The organism is Gilliamella sp. Occ3-1 (assembly GCF_001690655.1).
GTDB lineage: Bacteria > Pseudomonadota > Gammaproteobacteria > Enterobacterales > Orbaceae > Gilliamella > Gilliamella apicola_P.
In genome coordinates this window covers 38953-61843 of sequence record NZ_LZHQ01000015.1, presented here as the reverse complement: position 1 = coordinate 61843, position 22891 = coordinate 38953, and the positions used below count along the sequence as shown (strand labels likewise).

Sequence of the window (22891 nt, the reverse complement as noted above, 5' to 3'; positions counted from 1 at the left end):
GTAGCGTATAAACTACTTTATTAGTAGTTTCAAAAACATATGGATAGTTTGTAGCTTGTTTAACTACTAGACTTTGTTTTGATTGTAAGGATTGAAAATAATATCACCATTTTGATGTTTATAACTAGCAATACGAGTGAAAGCTAACTAAAGACAGCATAGGCATATAATAAAACGCATTAAGTTACCCACAAAAACTCATAACGTTGCGAATTATAAAAAATAGTTACTTATAGAAATACTTTTATAAGTAACTATCGAAGAAAGAGAAAAATTAATCTTGATGGGTAAAGAGAGATGCAAATTTATTTTTATACATCTCTTTGCTAGTTTTAGCAAAGCAAATTGTTTTAAAAATACCCAATAAACTTGCTTGATGCATACGGTATAACAGGCGATGAATACTTAAAGCAAAAAATCCTTTAACATTCATTTCGCGTTTACCTGCAATTTTAACTACACCTTGTGCTGTATCATGCAGAGAAATAATCGTTCCATTATCAACATAATTAAATGATTTCATTGGTTTATTATTTAACATGTTATTGATATTTTCATAACATATTTTTGCCATTTGATGTGCGGCTTGTGCAGTAGCTGGCGAGGCTCGCCCGCTGTTTTGCATAGCATAAGCACAGTCACCAATAACAAAAATATTATCATCGCGCGTTGTTTGTAATGTTGGTTTAACCACCAGTTGATTCGAACGGCTTGATTCTAAACCCGCAATATCTTTTAAATAATCAGGCGCTTTTACGCCTGCAGTCCAAATCATAATATCAGCGCTAATAATATCGCCTTCCTTTGGATAAAAGCCGTCACTTTCCGCCTTGGTTATCATGGTTTTTGTTAATACATGAATACCACGTTTTTGAAGGGTATCGGTAATATTTAATGCCGTTTTTTCAGGTAAAGCAGGTAAAATACGGTCAGTTGCTTCAATAATAGATACATCAAGCAAATCAGAACACATTTTATTGCGTCCACAGTTACCAAATGTTTCAACCATATGAGGTAACTCAGAAGCTAACTCAACACCTGTTGCGCCACCACCAACAATAGCAATACGAATTTTATCTTCAATCGTCGTTTCATGTTCATCAATAATTGAACAAAAACTAGCAAATTTTGTAATCAGTGTTTCACGTAGACGAATTGCAGCGTTTTGGTCATCTAAAAAGATACAATGTTCTTTAACTCCTGGTGTGCCAAAATCGTTTGAAGTACTTCCTATTGCCACAACTAATGTATCATATGGTACAGAAATAGATTCACTATTTGAATTCTCAATAATAACATGCTTTTCTTCACGATTAAGATTAGTAAACGTGCCTTGAATAAATTGAAAATGGTGTTGTTGTCCTTGTTCAGCATAATCAATTTTATCAGCTTGCTCATTTAGAATACCGGTAGCAACTTCATGTAATAAAGGTTTCCAAATATGATAAGTATTTTTATCTATTAGTGTAACCTCGGCTTGATCATTCTTCCCTAATTTGTCGCCAAGATCAGTTGCTAATTCTAATCCTCCTGCGCCACCACCAATAATAATTATTTTAACCATATTAAATACCTTAAATTTTTATTTTTTAATAGTTTACTAAATAAGTAGGTTTTTATCTATTTCTTTTGACTAATATCACTTATAAATAAAACCTATTAAAGTATTATTTTATAATTAATAAAATTTATTTTAAATAAATATAAAAAATCAGTTACCACTATAATAACTTAGTATTGATATTAATTCATTTTTAAATTAAATTGATATGCTCTGTGTAAATAAAGCAATTTTCGTATAATGGGAGAGAGTAAATTTTACATATGCTTATTTTACAAAGTATATAATAATTTTAATTCTCTATTTCTTATCTCTTTAATACCACTCTATACAAAGTTTTATGAACAAAAAAGTTTTTACTATTATTGCGTTAATCGTTATTTTAATATCAATGACGATTTTAATTCGCTCACACAATAGTCAGTTTATCCTACAAGGTGAAGTTGATGCACCGAATGTTAACGTTGCGTCTAAAGCCAAAGGTAGAGTGCAATTTATTCATGTTCATCGAGGTGATGACGTTAAACCTGGTGATATTGTTATTACTCTCGATAGCCCTGAGCTTTTAGCTCAAGTCAAAGCGGCTGAAGCTGCGCGAGACCAAGCAAAAGCTCAATTAGCACTTTCGGAGCATGGAACTCGTGAAGAAAGCATCCGTTATTATGAAGCAATTCTTAAGCAAGCAAAGGTAACATATGATAATGCTTCCAAAGAATATGAGCGTAACAAAACTATTTCGGCCAAAGGTTATGTTTCTCAATCTATCTTAGATAGCGCATTAAAAACACGCGATTCAGCTTTTCAACAAGTTCAATCAGCACAAGCTAATTTAGACCAAGCTAAAAATGGAGATCGTATTGAGCAACGTGAAATTTATGCAGCCAAATTGGAAGAAGCCGAAGAGCAACTTAAACAGCTACAAATACAATATGATGATTTACAAGTTAAAGCGCAAGTAGCAGGTGAAATTGGTTCTATTCCTGCTGAAGTCGGCGAATTGTTTAATGCTAACAGCCCATTGTTAACAGTGATTCAACTACCTCAAGCTTATTTTGTATTTAACTTGCGTGAAGATATTATGTCTAATATTCGCAAAGGCGATCATATTATACTTGAAGTACCTGCACTCAATCACAAAGAGATTGAAGCCGAAATTAGTTATATAGCACCGATGGGCGATTATGCAACTAAACGTGCAACAAGAGCAACAGGAGATTTTGATTTGAAAACCTTTGAAGTCAGACTTTATCCTATTGAACCTGTTGAAGGTTTACGTGCAGGTATGAGCACATTATGGAAGCTAGACAAATAATGTTAGATTTCTGGCATCGTTTTAAAGAGGCGTTTAACGCCGAAATACCACAAATTTTTAGGCGATTTACCTTTCACTGGTTAATGTGGATTATGCCACTAATTATTTTTGTGTTAATTAGTAGTATTTTTTATCGAGGTGTATTATATGATTTACCAGTAGGTTATATTGATCAAGATAAGAGTACTTTATCACGCGAACTCGTGCGTAATCTTAATGCTGCAGCACATGCAGATCTTATCAATTATGATAGCCAACTTTTTGATGCTGAGCGTGATCTGCAAAAAGCAAAAATTTATGCACTACTTTATATTCCACCTAATTTTGAAGCGGATGTATTATCGGGTCGCCAACCTACACCAATGCTTTACTATAATGCGTTATACTATAGTGCTGGCTTATATTCGATCATGGATTATTCTGGGTTGATAGCAACAATGAATACCCAATATCGAACCACTTTGGCTACCAGTATTGGCTTACCAGTTCCCCCATTGGCAAAAGTTAACTTTAATTATGATGGTTTATTTAATGCTAGTGGTAACTCAATGTACTTCCAACAATTTTCCGCAGTAGTGCATTTATTGCAGCTATTTGTTGTAACCACAACAATTCACATTCTAGCACAGTTGCCAAAGCGAACTCGTCCTAGCTATCCTTTTGTTTTAGGGAAATTAGCGCCTTATACAATTTGGTTTACCATGCTGCTTATTTTTGAAATTGCTATGCTCGTTTTGTTTTCTAATGCGCGTGTATCGGGTTCTCCTTTTGCCATGATGATTGTGGTATTTTTCTATGTTATTGCTGCACAAAGCATTGGTATTTTGCTATACACTTTTACTAAAACTCCTATTGATGCCTATACTTATATAGGTATTTTAGTTGGACTTGCATTAACTTATTCTGGTGTTGTTGTACCTGAACTATCCATGCCATGGATTGCTAGATTTATCTCTTCGCTTGAACCATTAACTTATGCACTAAATAAACTGTTCGATCTGTTTTTGCGTCATTCTAGTTATTTGTCGGTGTTAAAAACATGCGGAATTTTAATGATCTATCCAATTATTATTACCGTGTTAGTTAGAAAGCGTCTAGTAAGGCGTTTACATTCACAGTAAGAGGATAAATTTAGATGATTAAAATATTTTGGTCTTCATTTATAAGAATATTCTTTTATCTGTTAGGACGACCAATGTGGTTATTGCTACTATTGTCAGTATCATTAATGAGCCTTGTTTATATTAATGGAACTATCACTAATTTACCGATAGCAATTGTTGATCAAGATCATACTCCAACAAGCCGTGGTTTAATTCGCTCATTAGAAACAAGTTCTAAAATTGATACAATTATTTATGAAAGCTCTCTTCAGGCTTATGATGATATCAATAATCGTAAACTTTTTGCTGTGATCACAATTCCAAGAGATTTTGAAAAGCGCCTAATAAATGGTGAAGAAGTTACAATACCTGCATATGGTGATGCTTCAAGTCGTTTAGCTAATGGTTTAATTCAAGTTGATATAAAAGGGATATATCAGCAGATATTGACTGAATATAATATTAAAATAATGCGTAATAACGGATTTTCAGATAAACAGATCAATATTATTTTATCACCTATAAAAGGCCAAACCGAACCACTTTATAATGCAGGAATCAGTTTTGCCGCCATTACCTTTCCAGGTTTGTTAGTCATGTTGTTACAACACTCTTTTTTAATTGCTTCAACTCGTACTAATATCACCCTAAATTCGCTACCCCAAGGCAAACCGCCTAAAATTGTTGTCTTTGGCAGTTTATGTGGGTTATTACCTATCTGGTTATTTTTATCTATTGTATTATTTGGTTTATGGCCTTGGATACTTGGTTATCGGCAATTGGCTAGCATTCCCGAAATATTAATCATGACATTTCCACTATTACTTGGGGCGCTAGGTTTGAGCAAATTACTAACAGAATGTTTACGCCGTACTGAGATGATATATCTTACATTAGCATTTTTAACCACACCTGTTTTCTATCTTTCAGGAACCATTTGGCCTATTGATGCAATGCCATTATGGGTACAATGTGTTTCTTATTCTCTACCTTCAACTTGGGCAACCAATATGATTGCAGGAGTGAATCAAATGGGGTTAAGCTTATCGGATAACTGGCTAAATATATTTATGATACTTTTACTAGGAGTAATATATAGCTCGTTAGGTATTTTTATATCAGCCTTACGAGAAGGAAAAGTTAGACAGGTATTAAAAAAATAAAAAATTTTTGATATAAAAAAACACAACTAAAATTATAAAATTAGATAAAACATTGGTAGTGTAACTACACTCATCCTATTACGATAGCCATAATTAATCTAAATAACTAGATAATTCAATCATTATTTTGACATTAAGAAATATAAATAAAAGACATTTACGCAAAACCTTTTCCAAATGCTTTCATCTCATAATAGAGCTCGGCTATTAATGAAATAATAAAAGTATATATCTGATATATTATGAGTTAAAGTCAAATATCAAATTAAAACATAAAACAACATATTCCACCACGAAATACTGATAAATTAACCTTTTTAAAAAGTATAATTTTCTTTACTTTTTAGCCGAGGCTCATTAGATCAATCCAAATTTTTGTAATGCTTTAGCAATACCATCATTATTATTAGTATCTGTAACAAATTCAGCTTTTGCTTTTAATTCATCAACTGCATTACCCATAGCAATAGGATGATCAACGGTTAGAAACATTTCAAAATCATTCATACCATCACCAAATGCATAAGTTGGCACATCAGTGAACTCTTTATTTTGTAATAACTGAGTAATACCATAACCTTTAGAGCCACCATGATTAAAAACATCAACACAGTAAGGGGTATTACGAATAAAGGTTAGCTCAGGAAAAATATCTCGATAAAGATCCTCTCCAGTTTCACAAAGTAATAAAAGCATCTGAATAGGTGATTTTAAATAAACCTGATCATCAACGGAAGGAACTGGTTGCTTAAGATAATGATAAAACTTCTCGGCTGGTTGACTATACTCTGATATACACATCATTTCATCATTATAAAAAGATAAAGGAATATTCGTTTCCTGCTTAGAATACTGATATATCCTTGTTATCACATCTTTATCAATATTATTAGTAAAAACCTTTTCGCCTTTGTACAAAACAACTTGCCCATTCATACCAATAATTGAATCAATTTTAGTTTTTTGCATTAAATCAACAACTTCACAAGGTGTTCGACCGGTTGCAATCATTGGAATAATATTATTTTGTTTTAATTTCTCTATAGCTTCAAGGGAGCTAGACAATACATCAATTTGGCTATTAAATAGTGTCCCATCTAAATCAAAAAAAACAATAGCTTCAGGTTTATGACTCATATTACAAATCCAAAATATTTTTAATAAAAGGAATAGTTAACTTTCGTTGTTGTGCTAACGTTGCTACTTCAAACTTTTCTAATAAAGAAAACAATGTACGCATATCACGATTAACACGTTTTAATAAAAATAACCCAACATCTGTTGATAGTTCAAACCCACTTAATTGCGCTCTCAATTGCAGAGCTTTAAGCTTGTCATCATCGCTAAGTTCTTTTAATTGATAAACCTGCCCCCAAGACAACCTAGAAACTAAATCAGGCAATATAAAAGAAATTTGTTTAGGTGGAGCATTTGCAGTTATCAATAACTTACTCACATTTTTTTCTGTCAAACGATTAAATAAATCGAAAATAGCCTCTTCCCAATCTCTATGACCAGCTATTGCATCAATATCATCTAAACAGACTAAATCATAATTTTCTAATCCCTGTAAAATTTCAGGTACCAAATGATAATGCTGTTTTAATGGTATATAACTAGCTAATTTATTTTGGCTTGACGCATGTAAAAGGTGAGTTCGGCCTGCAACGCTAGCCGCCCATATATAAAAGACATTAAAACCCTCTTTACCTAATAAGGTTTGCAACGAATCAAACAATAACCGATTATTACCTACATAAAAACTATCAAAAGTTTCATTATTAGATAACGGAAAAGGCAAAGGTAGCTGTGAAAGAGTAATAAAGTAACCTCACAATACAAATAAAATCATATTAAGTATAAATTTGCTTTTATAAAAATCAATCACTTTTATATAAAAAGACAAATAGATAACTGCTAATTCAAAAATAAAACAAAAAACAACAAAATGATCAAAACATTCTGTTTAAAATAAGAACAATAAAAAGTTAAAATTCAAGCAATCAAACTTAATTTTTGTGGATAAATCTGTTAAAAATTAGGATAACAAGCTGTTATGATCGCATTAACAACTTCAAAATAGAAAACACTTGTGGATAAAAAGAATAGTTAAACACAAGTTTAAACAAAAAAAGATCCGATCAATTAACAGAATAAACCGATCGATAAGATCCTATAAAATAATTATAAAAAAGATTTATCAACAAAAAAGATCCGATCTAATAATAATAAAAACAAAAAGATCATATAAAAGATCTTATTTTATTTAAATCACGATCGAAATAGATCATTTGACGTAACCGAAAAGATGAGTAAAATCTCCAACCCTAAATAAACCAAATCTCCCGATCTAAATTAGCGATCATCTGTACACAAAATAAATATGAGGTTTTTTATGTTTTATCCAGATCTTTTTGATGTCATCATCGTTGGTGGCGGTCATGCAGGAACAGAAGCAGCAATGGCATCAGCAAGAATGGGGCGAAAAACACTATTTTTAACCCATAATATCAATACATTAGGACAAATGTCTTGTAATCCCGCCATTGGTGGAATAGGTAAAGGCCACTTGGTAAAAGAAATCGATGCAATGGGTGGTTTAATGGCAAGAGCTATTGATCATGCTGGGATCCAATTTAGGATCTTAAATAGTAGTAAAGGATCAGCAGTAAGGGCTACAAGAGCACAAGCAGATAGATCACTATATTGCAAAGTGATACGAAAAACACTTGAAAACCAAGAAAACTTAATGCTATTTCAGCAATCTGTTGAAGATGTGATCATCGAAAACGATCAGATCATAGGTGTAAAAACCCAAATGGGAGTATCCTTTAAAGCTAAAGCTGTTGTGTTAACAACAGGTACCTTTTTAGATGGGAAGATCCATATAGGACTTAATAATTATAGTGGTGGACGAACAGGAGATCCAGCCTCGATCAGTTTATCAAAATCACTTCATCAATATCCATTTAGAATGGGACGATTAAAAACCGGTACCCCACCACGAATTGATGCTAGAACAATTGATTTTTCAAAATTAGGCACACAATATGGTGATGATCCTGTTCCTGTATTCTCATTTTTAGGTAATACAAGCGAACATCCTAAACAAATTCCTTGCTATATAACAAGTACTAACGAAACAACACACGAGATCATTCGAAATAGCTTAGATCGTAGTCCTATGTACACTGGTGTAATAGAAGGAGTTGGCCCAAGATATTGTCCATCAATTGAAGACAAAATTATGCGTTTTGCGGATCGTAATTCTCATCAGATCTATTTAGAGCCTGAAGGATTAGATAGCAACGAAATATATCCAAATGGGATCTCAACAAGTTTACCATTCGATACACAATTAGCATTTGTACGCAGTATGAAAGGATTAGAAAATGCTAATATTGTCAGACCAGGTTATGCGATCGAATATGATTATTTTGATCCAAGGGATCTTAAGCCAACACTTGAAAGTAAAGTTATCAAAGGTCTATTTTTAGCAGGACAGATCAATGGTACAACTGGTTATGAAGAAGCCGCAGCTCAAGGAATGCTTGCTGGTTTAAATGCAGCACGTTTTGTATATGATCAAGATCTATGGTATCCAACCCGTGATCAAGCTTATTTAGGGGTGTTAGTTGATGATCTTTGTACTCTTGGCACTAACGAACCTTATCGCATGTTTACCTCGCGTGCAGAATATCGTTTAATGTTACGTGAAGACAATGCTGATATTCGCTTAACTGAGATTGGTCGCAAGCTAGGCATGGTTGATGATTATCGCTGGCAACGTTTTAACGAAAAATTTGAAGCTATTGAACAAGAAAGAGCAAGATTACGTGATATATGGGTACATCCTCATATTGAAAGCATTGACGAAGTAAATGCCGTGTTAAGTGCTAATTTGACTAAAGAAGCCAATGGAGAAGAGTTACTTAAGCGACCTGAAATGAGTTATAACACATTGAAATCGCTTTCATTATTTGCGCCTGGATTGTCTGACGCACAGGCTGCGGAACAGGTTGAAATTCAGGTTAAATATGATGGATATATAAAACTGCAAATAGAAGAAATTGAACGTCAAAAACGCAATGAAGAAACGCTTATTCCTGAGCATATTGATTATGCTGAAATATCGGGTTTATCGAACGAAGTTGTGGCTAAATTAAAACAACATAAACCTGTTTCAATAGGACAAGCTTCGCGTATATCAGGAATTACTCCTGCTGCGATTTCAATGTTGCTAGTTTATTTAAAAAAGAAAAATTATGTTAAAAAAGAAACTCATTAATCTAATAGATCAAACGGATCTTTTGATCTCAGAATCACAAATAGATCAATTGATCCATTATGTTGAAATTCTCAACAAATGGAATAAGACTTACAACTTAACAGCTGTACGAGATCCTAATGAAATGTTAATCAAACATATCATGGATAGTTTAGTTGTATCGCCCTATTTAACTGGCAAAACTTTTATTGATGTTGGAACCGGTCCTGGTTTACCAGGCGTTCCACTAGCAATTATTAACCCAGATAAACAATTTGATTTGGTGGATAGTTTAGGTAAGCGTATTCGATTTTTAAAACAAGTACAGTTTGAATTAAAGCTAACTAATATAAACCCAATACAAAGCCGAATAGAAGAATATAATGATAAAAAGTTTGATGGAGTTATTAGCCGAGCATTTGCTTCATTGCAAGACATGCTTAGTTGGTGTAAACATCTTCCTAATGAACAAGGAGCTTTTTATGCTCTAAAAGGAAGTGACATAGATCCTATTACAGATGGTTTTACGCTTAAACAAAATATAAAATTGATTATACCTGGGTTAGATGCTGAAAGGTGTTTAATTATTATTCAATAATTTTTGTGATTAATTAAATGATTTTATTAAACTTTTTACAAATTTAATTTTTTCGCCTTTTCAGATAATCTTTAATACCATCAATAATTGATTTAGATACTTGATTTTGGAACGAAGCAGTCTTTAATTTTTTTTCTTCGGTAATATTACTAATAAAGGCTGTTTCAACCAAAACCGATGGAATATCGGGTGCTTTTAACACCGCAAAACCAGCTTTTTCAAGTGATTGTTTATGTAACTTATTTATTTTTTTCATTCGATTCAAAATAGCATTACCAAGTAACACACCATTATTTAACGTTGTTTTTTGAACCAAATCTAAAATAGTATTATCTAAATATTTATCGCCACTGCGGCTAACACCGCCTATTTGATCTGCTTCATTTTGAGTTTGAGCTAAATAACTAGCAGCTGAACTACTTGCTCCACGTGTTGATAAAGCAAAAACAGATGACCCACCAACAGAACGGTTAGTAAAGGCATCAGCATGAATAGAAATAAAAAGATCAGCACGCAACGATCGTGCTTTAGCTACGCGGACTTTTAATGGAATAAAGACATCTTCATTACGAGTCATATAAACTTTAATATTTGCCTCTTTCTTAAGTAAATTATAAGTTCGACGCGCTATTTGCAAAACGATATCTTTTTCGCGTGTTCTATTATAGCCAATAGCTCCCGGATCTTCGCCACCGTGACCAGGATCGAGTACGACAATAATTGGTGCATTTTTCTTTTTATTAGTCTGGGTTTTGATCTCTGCTTGTTTTTTACTAAGATCACCGGTTTTATATTCTTCTAATAGTACAAGTAAAGGATCATCATCACTTGTTGAAGTTGTTCTGTAAGGATAAAGATCCATCACTAAACGATGTTTAAATTCTGCAATTGGTGATAGAGTAAAAGTATTAGGATTAACATTTTGTTTTAATTCAATCATAATTCTTACAATTTTAGAATCTATTTGCAAAACTTGTATCGACTTAATATAAGGATCATGACTTAAAACTTTTGATGATATTGTTTTTAAAGTTGGATTTAAATTGAGATTATCAATGTCAATCACTATTCTATTCGGATTAAATAACGAAGCGCTTTTATAGTTGAGTTTAATATTTGATTCCAAAGTGATTCGTGTATAGGTAGATGAAGGCCAAACTCGTACAGCAACAATTTGTGCTTTGGTTGCTGCAAAACCAACTCGAGTAAAGGATAATAAACATGTAGCAATAATACCTTTAACTAATAGGCGTTTTGTTGGGCTAAATGTTTTTTTCATATATTAAATACTTTATTTATTATCAAAATTAGTCGCAAATAATAGCATAAAAAGAAAGGACTTTAAAAAAGAATGATTATCATAATTGTCTGTTATTATTGATAAATAAATTTTTTTAATTATCCACCAATTTTTATTATAAAAAAGATTGTCTTTAAATGTTAAAAATAAGCTTTGTTTTGATTTTTTTATTTTATTCTAGACCCTACAATCACAAAGGATTACAATATAGTACGCTAAAATCACGGATTTAAACCCGTTTTCATTTTAACAATTAAATATAACTGAGTTATTGATGAGCAAAAAATTACATATCAAAACTTGGGGCTGCCAAATGAATGAGTATGACTCAACAAAAATGGCAGATCTCCTTGAATCCACCCATGGTTTAACATTAATAGATAATGCTGAAGAAGCTGATATTTTATTACTCAATACTTGCTCTATTCGAGAAAAAGCCCAAGAAAAAGTCTTTCATCAATTAGGACGTTGGAAGAACCTTAAAAAAAATAATCCAGATATCATTATTGGTGTGGGAGGTTGTGTTGCTTCGCAAGAAGGTGCCCATATTCGTAAACGAGCGCCATTTGTGGATATTATTTTTGGACCTCAAACCTTTCACCGCTTACCAGAAATGATTGAGCAAGTTAAAAGTGGTAAAGGCAATCATGTGGTTGATGTAAGTTTTCCTGAAATTGAAAAATTTGATCGCCTACCAGAGCCTCGTAGCGAAGGCCCAACTGCGTTTGTTTCGATTATGGAAGGATGTAATAAATATTGTACTTATTGTGTAGTTCCTTATACCCGAGGTGAAGAAGTTAGTCGACCTTGTGATGATGTCATCTATGAAATAGCTCAACTTGCCGAGCAAGGTGTACGTGAAGTCAACCTATTAGGTCAAAATGTAAATGCATATCGTGGACCAACATTCGATGGTGATATTTGTTCCTTCGCAGAGTTATTACGTTTAGTTGCAGCCATTGATGGTATAGATCGCATTCGTTTTACAACTAGCCATCCAATAGAATTTACTGATGATATTATTGATGTTTATCGTGACACACCAGAACTAGTAAATTTTTTACATTTGCCAGTACAAAGTGGCTCAGATCGCGTATTAAACTTAATGAAACGTACGCATACTGCGCTTGAATATAAATCAATTATTCGAAAACTACGTAAAGTACGCCCAGATATCCAAATTAGCTCTGATTTTATTGTTGGTTTCCCCGGTGAAACTCAAGAAGATTTTGAGCAAACAATGAAGCTAATTGTTGATGTCAATTTTGATTTGAGTTACAGCTTTGTTTATTCAGCACGTCCAGGTACTCCTGCTGCTGAAATGGAAGATAATGTTTCTGAAGAAGATAAAAAACAACGACTTTACATACTTCAAGAACGAATTAATCAACAAGCCATGCAATTTAGCCGCCGTATGTTAAATACCGTGCAACGTATTTTGGTTGAAGGTCCATCCAAAAAAGACCTTATGGAATTAACTGGTCGAACTGAAAATAATCGAATTGTTAACTTTGAAGGTCGTCCTGAAATGATTGGTAAATTTGTTGATGTTGAAATTACCGATGTTTATCCAAATTCATTGCGCGGTAAAGTCGTTAGAACCGAAGATGAAATGAAGTTACGTGTGAGTGAATCTCCAATATCCATTATTTCACGTACACGAAAAGAAAATGATTTAGGAGTTGGGATTTATCAACCTTAAAAGAGTTAAAATAATTATTTGAGGGCTTACATTTGAATATTACAACACAAGAAACCATGCTTGAACCAGCCGATAATCAACGGCTTAATAGTCTTTGTGGTCCTTATAATGATAATATAAAAAAGCTAGAGTGTCGACTAGGTATTGAAATTAATCAACGGAGTAATTTATTTTCAATAACCGGAGATGATATTTTTGTTCGATCTGCTATTGATATTTTGCAATCTCTTTATAAACAAACCAAAATCAAAAATAAAATAATTGATATTGAACCTGAGCAAATTCATTTAGCAATCAAAGAAACAGGTGTACTTGAAAAAGTAAGTGAACACTTACCTGCTTATATCAAGCACCAAGGTGGAAAGTTAGTAGCAATTAAAACTAAACGAGGCATTATCAAACCCCGAACGACGAATCAAGCACAATATATTGCTCATGTTTTGGATTACGATATTTCTTTTGGTATTGGTCCTGCTGGAACAGGTAAAACTTATTTAGCGGTAGCAGCTGCAGTTGATGCGTTGGAAAAGCAACAGATTCGTCGTATTGTACTAACTCGACCAGCAGTCGAAGCTGGTGAAAAACTTGGCTTTTTACCAGGTAATTTAAGCCAAAAAGTGGATCCTTACTTACGTCCACTTTATGATGCTTTATTTGAAATGTTAGGTTTTGAAAAAGTAGAAAAACTGATTGAAAAAAGTGTAATTGAAGTGGCGCCACTTGCCTATATGCGTGGACGAACATTAAATGATGCATTTATTATTCTTGATGAAAGCCAAAATACAACGATTGAACAAATGAAAATGTTTTTAACTCGAATTGGTTTTAATTCAAAAGCGGTAATAACAGGTGATATTACTCAAATTGATTTACCGCGTAATCAAAAATCTGGATTACGTCATGCTATAGAAGTATTAAGCCAAGTTGAAGAAATTAGTTTTAATTTTTTTAATAGTGAAGATGTCGTGCGTCATCCAGTAGTTGCAAGAATTGTTAATGCTTATGAAAAATGGGATGAACAGGAATATAAGTTGCAGCATATAGAAAAAAGTATGTAGAGGAGGAATATTATCTCTATTTCAAGTAAAAGAAAGAAAACTAGAATTCGAGATCATTCTGCAGAAGCAAGCTTGTTTTTGCGCCGAGCGCTGTTTTCTTTTATTGCAATTATTATTTTAATTATCGTGTTGATTGTAAACTTAGCTGGTTTACAGATTTTGAATTATAGTTATTACAGTACGAAATCCAATGATAATCGTATTGAAATTATTCCTATTTCACCTAATCGAGGTATGATTTATGATCGTAATGGTATGCCATTAGCGATTAACAATATTACTTATCAATTAAATATCATTCCAGATAAAACTAAAAATCTTAATAAACAATTTGACGAATTAAAAAAAATTGTTGATTTGACCGATGAAGATATTGAAACTTTTCAAAAAGAGCGACGCAATTATAAAGCCCATCGTCCAGTACCGCTAAAAGATGATTTGACCGAAAAACAAATAGCTCGTTTCGTTGTGGATCAACATCGTTTTCCGTTTGTTTCCATTGTTGGTATACAGCATCGTTATTATCCTTATGGATCATCATTGACGCATATTCTTGGCTACATTTCTAAAATTAATAGTCAAGATAAGCAGCGTTTAGCAGATGAAAATAAAACTAGCGATTATGTGGCAACTTTTAATATTGGAAAAATGGGGATAGAAAAGTATTACGAAGATGTATTACACGGAACTCCAGGTTATGAAAAAGTTGAAGTTAACAGCCGAGGTAGAATTGTACGCCAACTAAATCAACATCCACCACAAGCGGGTGAGGATATCTATTTATCTATTAATTTAAAATTACAGCTTTATATAGAACAATTACTGGCTGGACGTAAAGCGGCTGTGGTAGCTATCGATCCTAACAATGGTGAAATTTTAGCCTTAGTTTCTAGCCCAAGTTATGATTCTAACTCTTTTGTTGGTGGCATATCGAGTACTAAATATAGAGAATTACTCAAAGATCCTAGTAAGCCACTTTTCAATCGAGCTTTACTAGGAGCTTATCCACCAGCTTCGACTGTTAAGCCTTTTATTTCCATTGCGGCCTTAAGTGAAGGAGTGATCACCCCAAAAAGCGTGGTTAATGATCCTGGTTGGTGGCAATTACCTGGTACTGAACGGCGTTATCGTGATTGGTTAAAATGGGGGCACGGTCGAGTTGATATATTAAGAGCGATTGAAGAATCAGTTGATACCTACTTTTATCAAGTTGCTTATGATATGGGAATTGACCGCTTAAATTCGTGGATGACTAAATTTGGTTATGGTCAACGAACAGGTATAGATATTTCGCCAAACGAAGAAACACGAGCTGTTATGCCTAGTCGTGAATGGAAAATAAAACGCCATAAAAAGTCTTGGTTACAGGGCGATACTATTCCAGTTGGTATCGGTCAAGGATATTGGACTGCAACGCCTATTCAAATGGCAAAAGCATTAACAACTTTGATTAATAATGGTAAAACTTATACTCCACATTTTCTATTATACAAAAAGAGCGATATTTTAAATTCAAATGAACTTCAACCCTTGGTTAAGCCTGAAAAATATTTAGAGGATAATAGTTTAGTTAATGTTAAATCAACTTATTGGAATGTAGCTAAAGAAGGTATGCGCCGTGTTATGTTTGGATCTCGAGGAACAGCACGTAAGCTTTATACTGATGCAAAATATCAAGCTGCTGGCAAATCAGGGACTGCACAAGTTTATGGTTTAAAGCAAGATGAAGTTTATAACGCTCATAAGATCCCTGAGCATTTACGTGATCACGCATTATTTATAGCCTATGCTCCTTACGATAAACCAAAAATTGCTTTAGCCATTGTTTTAGAAAATGGCGGTGGTGGTAGTTCGAACGGTGGTGCAGTCGCTCGTAAAATATTGGATTTTTATCTTCTTGGCAATAACTCAACAGAGCTAGATGAACCATCACCAAATACAGGAGCTGAAGACTAATAATGAATAGTAGTAAAAAATCTTTTTGGCAAAAAATACATATTGATCCTCTGTTTTTTTTATTTATTACTTTATTACTTGGTTATAGTCTTTATATACTGTGGAGTGCAAGTGGACAAAATATTGATATGATGCAAAAGCGAGTAATACAAATTTTACTTGGCTTTGCTGTAATGATTTTACTGGCTCAGTTTTCACCTAGAACCTATGAAAAATTGGCACCATATCTATATATCGCTTGTATTATTATTTTATTATTAGTTGATATTTTTGGTTATACTAGTAAAGGTGCACAGCGCTGGTTAGATTTAGGTATTTTACGATTCCAACCTTCTGAAATAGCCAAAATAGCCGTGCCATTAATGGTTGCAAAATTTATTCATCGTGATGGATGCCCACCGCCATTAAAAACAACATTACAAACACTTGGTATAATTGGAGTACCGACATTACTTGTTGCTATGCAACCGGATCTTGGCACAGCAATATTGATTATTATGTCAGGAATTTTTATTATTTTTTTAGCAGGCATTAATTGGCGCTATATTCTTATTGCATTAATTTTAATTGCTATATTTTTACCAATTATGTGGTTCTTTTTAATGCACGATTATCAGCAAAAAAGAGTATTAATGCTGATCAATCCTGAGCTTGATCCAAGCGGTGCTGGTTATCATATTATTCAATCCAAAACAGCAATTGGATCAGGCGGTATATGGGGTAAAGGCTGGCTTCAAGGCACACAATCGCAACTTGAATTTTTACCTGAGCGGCACACCGATTTTATCTTTTCAGTCATAGCTGAAGAATTTGGTTTTATTGGTTCCATTATTTTATTAATTTTATTTTTATGTTTGATTGTGCGAGGACTTATTATTGCAGCTCAAGCACAAACAACATTTGGACGAATTTTATCGGGTGGACTAATTTTAGTATTTTTTATTTATGCTTTTATTAATATTGGCATGGTTAGTGGAATCTTACCAGTAGTTGGTGTACCATTACCATTAATAAGTTATGGTGGCTCATCTTTAGTCGTATTAATGGCAAGTTTTGGCATTATAATGTCTATCCACACACATCGATATATGTTGTCTAAAAATATTTAACGGAATTGAAATAAATGAAAAAGAAATTTAAATTATCTTTTGCGTTGTTTGCGCTTGCACTTTGTTCATCAGTATCGGCTGAAATGGCTTTTCCTATCCCAGCTATTCCGCAACTAGATGCTGAATCTTATATATTAATCGATGCAAAATCGGGCGAAATTTTAGCGCAATATAACGCTGAACAACAGCGTGATCCTGCTAGTCTAACCAAAATGATGACCAGCTATGTGGTTGGTCAAGCACTACACTCAGGACGCATAAAAAATGATGATATGGTTGTAGTAAGTAAAGATGCATGGGCAACGGGTAACCCTGTTTTAAAAGGGTCATCATTGATGTTTTTAGAAGTGGGTAAAACAGTATCAGTTTCTGATCTTAATAAAGGTATTATCATCCAATCTGGTAATGATGCTTGTATTGCAATGGCAGAACATGTAGCAGGAAGCCAAGGGGCTTTTGTTAACCTAATGAATGATTATGCAAAAAAAATTGGATTAGCGCATACTCATTTTGAAACAGTTCATGGGCTTGATGCACCAGGGCAATATACAACAGCCAAAGATATGGCTTTTTTAGGGCAAGCATTGATTCGAGATTTACCTGAAGAATATTCTATTTATAAACAAAAAGAATTTACCTATACTTTATCAAAACCACAACTTAATCGAAATGGACTACTTTGGGATACCACATTAAACGTTGATGGAATTAAAACAGGGCATACCAATGCTGCTGGTTATAACTTAGTTGCTTCAGCGGTTGATGGCAATACCCGATTGATTTCAGCGGTACTAGGTGGACGAACATATAAAGGCCGTGAAGAAGAGAGCAAAAAACTATTAGTATGGGGATTCCGCTTTTTTGAAACCGCAAATCCTGTAAAAGCAGATACGCCATTAGCGACAAAAACGATTTGGTATGGAGATGAAAATAAAATTCAACTAGGTGCAATTAATGGGTCTTACATCACTGTACCAAAAGGACGCTCAGCTGATGTACAAGTTGAATATAAAATTGACGATTATATTTATGCACCAATAACAAAAGGTACTGCCGTAGGTAAAATGCAGTTTCTATTAGATGGTAAAGTAATTAGCGAACAACCTCTTGTCGCTTTACAAAATGTTGAAGAAACAGGATTCTTTGGAAGTATCTGGGATTGGATAAGCTTACAATTCCATAAATTGTTTAGCTAGTTTTTACTATCATTGTTCTGTAAGTATTAGCTTACAGAACAATCTTATCCCCTTCAAAACTAACTCTACCTATTATGTCAAAATTTCTCGTGTTATTTACAGTAAGCAAATAAATTAACTGTAATGGAATAATATAAAAATAAAACTATCCGTTCAAAATAAGAGCAGATGAAAAATTCAATGACTAAACTTTTCATTGCAGAAATAATCATCTTATTCATAATAACTAGCAAAAAATATCATGTAACTATTATTTATGTAAGAAAATAATATATATTCAATCAAGAATGTTTAAAAATGTGGCGTTTAAGCTAAATAGGTATTGCTTTATTATTTTAATGCTATAATATAGCCACTCCTTTGACGCGGGGTGGAGCAGCTTGGTAGCTCGTCGGGCTCATAACCCGAAGGTCGTTGGTTCAAATCCAGCCCCCGCAACCAATTTTAGCTAGTCCGTAACAACTCCACAGTACTCCAAACATCACACTTTATCTTTATACCATTACTATTTTTATACCACCGCTATTGCGATTTTGGCACTGCTAGCAATGTTGATACTGCTTCGCTAATGCGCCTTGCTATGTAGCTATTGTTCATGGTGTATAAGTGAATGCCATCGACATCTTGCGAAACTAAATCAACAATCTGATCAATTGCATAAGCAATACCGGCATCACGAAATGCTTCTGGATGGTGTTCGTATTTTTCCATCATTTGTTTGAATTTTTTAGGTAAATTCACCCCACACATCGATACCATACGCTCAATTTGGTTTTTATTGGTCACTGGCATGATGCCTGCTTCTATTGGAACATTAATGCCAATATCGCGAGCTTTATCTAAAAATGTATAAAAATAGTCATTATCAAAAAATAGCTGTGAAATAAGTTGATCGGTACCTGCATTGACCTTTTCTTTTAAATGGATAAGATCTTGTTTTAGTGTTGCTGCTTCAAGATGTCCTTCTGGGTAACATGCACCAATCACGTTAAAATCACCGTTTTCTTTAATGAATGTCACCAGTTCGCTGGCAAAGCGAAAGTCATCTTTAGGTTGCACATTCGGGCTAATGTCACCACGCAAAGCGAGCACATTATCAATTCCTGCACATTTAAGATCGTGTAGGATTTTTTGCATTTCAGCTTTATCAAAATTGATCCCCGGCAAGTGAGCGACGCTTTCAATGCCATAAGTGTGTTTGACTGAGTGGGCAATATCAATGGTGGTTTGACCATTTAAGCTACCACCTGCACCATAAGTGACACTGATAAAATCAGGTTTAAAATAACCAAGTTCACGCAATGTACTATAAATTGTTTCTAGAGGTGAGGTTTTTTTAGGGGGAAAAACCTCAAAGGAGAATACGGTTTTTTTATTAAATAGTAGATTTGTTTTCATTTGTTTCATCCATTGGTTATGTCACTCATTTCCTTTATTGACACTTCCGCCGCCCAAATAGGCGGCGGAAACGTAAGGCTAAACAAAGCCTGATTTGTTAATAAAAAACTCAACGACTTTGTAAAAATAGTACTTAGTTCAGTGTTTTTCTTACTTCTAAAGTGGCTTGTACTAAATGTTGTAAGCTTTCAACCACTTCTTTTTCGCCACGAGTTTTTAAACCGCAATCTGGGTTGATCCACAATTTTTGGTTATCAATCTTCGCTAGTAACTTTTCAATCGTTGCTTTGATTTCGGCTACTGGTGGTACACGTGGTGAATGGATGTCATAAACCCCTGGTCCCACTTCAGTTTTGAAGTTGTTTGCATTAAGTACGTCAATCAACTGCAAATTAGAGCGAGAAGCCTCGAACGAAATAACATCAGCGTCCATTGCATCAATATCTTTAATAATGTCAGCAAATTCGCTATAACACATATGAGTATGAATTTGCGTATCTGCTTGCACTTTGCTATGTACCAATCTAAACGCAGGGATCGCCCAATCAAGGTATTCACTGTTCCAATCTGCTTTACGCAGTGGTAATTTTTCTTTTAATGCCGCTTCGTCAATTTGAATGATCTTAATACCCGCTGCTTCAAGATCTAATACTTCATCACCAATTGCTAATGCTATTTGGAATACCGATTCTTTTTGAGAAATATCTTCTCGTGGGAACGACCAATTTAGAATAGTCACAGGTCCTGTTAACATACCTTTAACTGGTTTGTCTGTCAGGCTTTGTGCATATTTTGAATATGCAACAGTAATCGGTTTTGAGCGTGAAATATCACCCCAAACAATTGGTGGCTTAACGCAACGAGTACCATAAGATTGCACCCATGCTTTTTCAGTAAACACAAAGCCATTTAAGCTTTCACCAAAATATTCGACCATGTCATTACGTTCAAATTCACCATGAACCAACACATCAATGCCAATTTCTTCTTGTAATTTAATACACTGCGCAATTTTTTGTTGATTAAACTCAGTATATTCGTTCAGGCAAATTTCACCTTTTTTGAATTTAGCACGATTTAAACGTACATCAGGCGTTTGTGGGAATGATCCAATAGTGGTTGTTGGTAATAGTGGCAAATTAAAGGCCTTTTTCTGTGCTGCTTCACGCACTGAAAATTCAGGTAAACGAGTAAAGTCCGAATCTTTTAATGCGGCCACTTTTTGGCGTACAGCTTGATTTGCGCCTTCACGCTCACGAGTAAATAATGTTTGGTTAGCTTTATAAGCGGCATTATTTTCAGCGTTTGCATCCTTAAATAATTGACCAAGTTCAGCAAGCTCTTGTAGCTTTTCTTGTGCAAAAGCAAAATAAGCACGTTGTTGAATAGTTAATTTGGTCTCATTTTGCAATGTATAAGGAACATGCAGTAATGAACAAGAAGTATTGATTACAATATTTGCGGCTTTTTGTTTGATTTTACCAAGTAATGCTAAGGTTTTTTGGTAATTGTTTTTCCAGATATTTTTTCCATTTACCACACCAGCAAATAAGACTTTATCGGCAGGGAAACCATTGTTTTCAAGTAAAGCTAATGATTGTTTACCTTCAACAAAATCAAGACCAATACCATCAAAAGGTAAAGCGACAAGTTCTTTATAACAATCACGTACATCACCAAAATAAGTTTGTAAAACAATCTTAGTTTGTCCTTTTACCGATAAAATCGCTTGATAAAGTTCGGTAAATAAAGCGATATCGTCTTTATTTAGGTCAGTGACTAAAATGGGTTCATCAATTTGGATCCACTCAGCACCAAGCGTTGTGAATTTTTGGATGATTTCTTGATAAGCTTTAATAATATCGGCTTTAAAATCACCAAGCTGTTTTTTACCTAAATACTGCGCTAATTTAAAAAAAGTTAACGGCCCAACCACAACCGGTTTGGTTTGCACACCTAGCGCTTTCGCTTCTTGATATTCATCAAAAGGTTTAGTGCCTGTTAACTTAATTTGTACTGAATCTTCAATTTCAGGTACTAAATAGTGGTAATTGGTGTTAAACCATTTTTTCATAGCGAGTGCTCGCACATCGCCTTTTTCACCCTGATAACCACGTGCCATCGCAAAATAACGGTCAAGTTCAGGTAAACCTAAATCTTGGTAACGTTTTGGAATAACATTAAGTAAACACGCTGTATCTAACACCGCATCATAGAATGAAAAATCATTAGATGAAATAAAGGCAATTTTTTGAGCCGCTTGTTGTTTTAAATGCTCAGCTCGTAGCGCTTTAGCTTCGTTTAATAATTCAGCTTGTGTTTTATTACCTTTAAAATAGGCTTCTGTTGCAAATTTAAGTTCACGAAGCTTACCAACTCGAGGATATCCAATAACAGCAGTATTCATTTTTATTTCCTTTTTATCGACTTTCTTTAGTGATAAAGAAGATAACAAAAAAAACAGATATTGAATAATTCTAGTTTTTTATTGGTTAATATAGTTTTTAACTATAACCGATAAAATAAAAAATCCCACTATAGTTAAATAGTAGGATTTAGTATTAAGTGATTTAACTTAAATTATTGACGCCACTCGCCACGAATAGGTCTTGAAAAATGAGCAAGAACGGCAATCATACAAATTTCAATTGAAACGCCCCAATAGATATGACCCAAAATTTCGCTCCAAAGTTCATAGCCATTTAAATTCCATAACCAACCAACAGTACCTTCGGCATCATAAGCAGGATGACGAAATCCAAGTAATGGAATTAAAAAACCATGCATAGAGATAGTAATAATCGTGCCATAAACTGCGCCATACCATAGTCGGATTTTGTTGCAATAATATGCACCAGCCACATAAACAAAGGCGAAAGCAAAACTGAATAACCAGTGATAAAGCGTTACCGCACCAGAAACAGTTGCTGTTTGATAAATATAATCAAGTGAATGAGAATCAATCCCTAACCAACCAAGCCATGCATCAATATGTGCCGCTGGAGGCGAAATTTCACCCGGGACACGAGGAGGCATATTAACCTCGGATCCCCACTTAACTAAAGCACTAATAAAACCACCAATGATTGTTGTCCAAATAATGACTTGACGATTTGTTTTATTTCCAAACATACTGGGTTTTCCATAATTATAATAATAGGTGTATAA

At 33.9% G+C, this 22891-nt stretch carries 17 protein-coding genes and 1 tRNA gene; 11 read left to right on the top strand and 7 right to left on the bottom strand.

What is annotated here, in order from left to right; translation table 11 throughout:
- Positions 1-274: 274 nt before the first annotated feature.
- On the bottom strand, positions 275-1564 hold the full coding sequence (locus tag A9G43_RS04695) for an NAD(P)/FAD-dependent oxidoreductase (RefSeq protein ID WP_065607066.1): 1290 nt from the start codon (positions 1562-1564) through the stop codon (positions 275-277).
- 337 nt (positions 1565-1901) lie between these two features.
- On the opposite strand from A9G43_RS04695, the gene A9G43_RS04690 reads away from it, so the two are divergent.
- From A9G43_RS04690 to A9G43_RS04680, 3 genes are read left to right on the top strand one after another with little or no spacing between them, the layout of a single operon-like run.
- A complete protein-coding gene (locus A9G43_RS04690; RefSeq protein WP_065607064.1) occupies positions 1902-2873 on the top strand; it encodes an HlyD family secretion protein in 972 nt (323 codons plus the stop codon).
- Positions 2855-3994 carry an ABC transporter permease gene (locus A9G43_RS04685; protein WP_218058613.1) on the top strand — a complete coding sequence of 380 codons (1140 nt, stop codon included), beginning with the start codon at positions 2855-2857 and terminating at the stop codon, positions 3992-3994. Before A9G43_RS04690 ends, A9G43_RS04685 begins: the two co-directional genes overlap by 19 nt.
- A gap of 17 nt (positions 3995-4011) precedes the next feature.
- On the top strand, positions 4012-5139 hold the full coding sequence (locus A9G43_RS04680) for an ABC transporter permease (protein ID WP_065607125.1): 1128 nt from the start codon (positions 4012-4014) through the stop codon (positions 5137-5139).
- A 357-nt stretch (positions 5140-5496) separates the two neighbouring features.
- Here A9G43_RS04680 and A9G43_RS04675 read toward each other — a convergent pair whose 3' ends face one another.
- Positions 5497-6276, bottom strand: a complete 780-nt coding sequence (locus A9G43_RS04675; protein WP_065607062.1) for a Cof-type HAD-IIB family hydrolase — start codon at positions 6274-6276, stop codon at positions 5497-5499.
- A 1-nt stretch (position 6277) separates the two neighbouring features.
- On the bottom strand, positions 6278-6961 hold the full coding sequence (gene hda, locus A9G43_RS04670; RefSeq protein ID WP_080702332.1) for a DnaA inactivator Hda: 684 nt from the start codon (positions 6959-6961) through the stop codon (positions 6278-6280).
- A 573-nt stretch (positions 6962-7534) separates the two neighbouring features.
- Between hda and mnmG the strand changes: the two genes are divergently transcribed.
- Both mnmG and rsmG read left to right on the top strand, forming a co-directional pair.
- Positions 7535-9427, top strand: a complete 1893-nt coding sequence (mnmG, locus tag A9G43_RS04665; RefSeq protein ID WP_065607060.1) for a tRNA uridine-5-carboxymethylaminomethyl(34) synthesis enzyme MnmG — start codon at positions 7535-7537, stop codon at positions 9425-9427.
- Positions 9405-10004 carry a 16S rRNA (guanine(527)-N(7))-methyltransferase RsmG gene (gene rsmG / locus A9G43_RS04660; RefSeq protein WP_065607058.1) on the top strand — a complete coding sequence of 200 codons (600 nt, stop codon included), beginning with the start codon at positions 9405-9407 and terminating at the stop codon, positions 10002-10004. The genes mnmG and rsmG overlap by 23 nt, the downstream gene beginning before the upstream one ends.
- Positions 10005-10047: 43 nt before the next feature.
- On the opposite strand, the gene A9G43_RS04655 is transcribed toward rsmG, so the two are convergent.
- Entirely contained in the window at positions 10048-11283 is a 1236-nt protein-coding gene (locus tag A9G43_RS04655) for an N-acetylmuramoyl-L-alanine amidase (protein ID WP_065607056.1), read from the bottom strand.
- 295 nt (positions 11284-11578) lie between these two features.
- Here A9G43_RS04655 and miaB point away from each other — a divergent pair, with 295 nt between their 5' ends.
- The 6 genes from miaB (at position 11579) to A9G43_RS04625 (ending at position 18766) form a co-directional block, all read left to right on the top strand.
- On the top strand, positions 11579-13006 hold the full coding sequence (miaB, locus tag A9G43_RS04650) for a tRNA (N6-isopentenyl adenosine(37)-C2)-methylthiotransferase MiaB (protein ID WP_065607054.1): 1428 nt from the start codon (positions 11579-11581) through the stop codon (positions 13004-13006).
- A 32-nt stretch (positions 13007-13038) separates the two neighbouring features.
- Entirely contained in the window at positions 13039-14064 is a 1026-nt protein-coding gene (locus tag A9G43_RS04645) for a PhoH family protein (protein WP_065607052.1), read from the top strand.
- A gap of 18 nt (positions 14065-14082) precedes the next feature.
- On the top strand, positions 14083-16020 hold the full coding sequence (gene mrdA / locus A9G43_RS04640; RefSeq protein WP_065607050.1) for a penicillin-binding protein 2: 1938 nt from the start codon (positions 14083-14085) through the stop codon (positions 16018-16020).
- Between the two features lie 2 nt (positions 16021-16022).
- Positions 16023-17129: a peptidoglycan glycosyltransferase MrdB gene (mrdB, locus tag A9G43_RS04635; protein WP_065607048.1), complete on the top strand. Its 1107-nt coding sequence runs from the start codon at positions 16023-16025 to the stop codon at positions 17127-17129.
- A gap of 14 nt (positions 17130-17143) precedes the next feature.
- Complete coding sequence (locus A9G43_RS04630) at positions 17144-18325, top strand: serine hydrolase (protein WP_065607046.1); 1182 nt, start codon at positions 17144-17146, stop codon at positions 18323-18325.
- Between the two features lie 364 nt (positions 18326-18689).
- A tRNA-Met gene (locus A9G43_RS04625) sits at positions 18690-18766 on the top strand.
- Positions 18767-18847: 81 nt separating this feature from the next.
- On the opposite strand, the gene metF is transcribed toward A9G43_RS04625, so the two are convergent.
- From metF to A9G43_RS04610, 3 genes are all read right to left on the bottom strand, one after another.
- Positions 18848-19723: a methylenetetrahydrofolate reductase [NAD(P)H] gene (metF, locus tag A9G43_RS04620; protein WP_065561300.1), complete on the bottom strand. Its 876-nt coding sequence runs from the start codon at positions 19721-19723 to the stop codon at positions 18848-18850.
- 133 nt (positions 19724-19856) lie between these two features.
- The gene (metE, locus tag A9G43_RS04615; protein ID WP_065607043.1) at positions 19857-22130 is read right to left on the bottom strand and encodes a 5-methyltetrahydropteroyltriglutamate--homocysteine S-methyltransferase; all 2274 of its coding nucleotides are present in this window, start codon (positions 22128-22130) and stop codon (positions 19857-19859) included.
- A 173-nt stretch (positions 22131-22303) separates the two neighbouring features.
- A complete protein-coding gene (locus A9G43_RS04610) occupies positions 22304-22855 on the bottom strand; it encodes a YagU family protein (protein WP_065561279.1) in 552 nt (183 codons plus the stop codon).
- Positions 22856-22891: the final 36 nt, after the last annotated feature.

Coding starts and splice junctions, on each gene's coding strand:
- A9G43_RS04695 (WP_065607066.1), bottom strand. CDS start 1,564: ATGGTTAAAATAATTATTATTGGTGGTGGCGCAGGAGGATTAGAATTA.
- A9G43_RS04690 (WP_065607064.1), top strand. CDS start 1,902: ATGAACAAAAAAGTTTTTACTATTATTGCGTTAATCGTTATTTTAATA.
- A9G43_RS04685 (WP_218058613.1), top strand. CDS start 2,855: ATGGAAGCTAGACAAATAATGTTAGATTTCTGGCATCGTTTTAAAGAG.
- A9G43_RS04675 (WP_065607062.1), bottom strand. CDS start 6,276: ATGAGTCATAAACCTGAAGCTATTGTTTTTTTTGATTTAGATGGGACA.
- mnmG (WP_065607060.1), top strand. CDS start 7,535: ATGTTTTATCCAGATCTTTTTGATGTCATCATCGTTGGTGGCGGTCAT.
- rsmG (WP_065607058.1), top strand. CDS start 9,405: ATGTTAAAAAAGAAACTCATTAATCTAATAGATCAAACGGATCTTTTG.
- A9G43_RS04655 (WP_065607056.1), bottom strand. CDS start 11,283: ATGAAAAAAACATTTAGCCCAACAAAACGCCTATTAGTTAAAGGTATT.
- miaB (WP_065607054.1), top strand. CDS start 11,579: ATGAGCAAAAAATTACATATCAAAACTTGGGGCTGCCAAATGAATGAG.
- mrdB (WP_065607048.1), top strand. CDS start 16,023: ATGAATAGTAGTAAAAAATCTTTTTGGCAAAAAATACATATTGATCCT.
- A9G43_RS04630 (WP_065607046.1), top strand. CDS start 17,144: ATGAAAAAGAAATTTAAATTATCTTTTGCGTTGTTTGCGCTTGCACTT.
- metF (WP_065561300.1), bottom strand. CDS start 19,723: ATGAAAACAAATCTACTATTTAATAAAAAAACCGTATTCTCCTTTGAG.
- metE (WP_065607043.1), bottom strand. CDS start 22,130: ATGAATACTGCTGTTATTGGATATCCTCGAGTTGGTAAGCTTCGTGAA.
- A9G43_RS04610 (WP_065561279.1), bottom strand. CDS start 22,855: ATGTTTGGAAATAAAACAAATCGTCAAGTCATTATTTGGACAACAATC.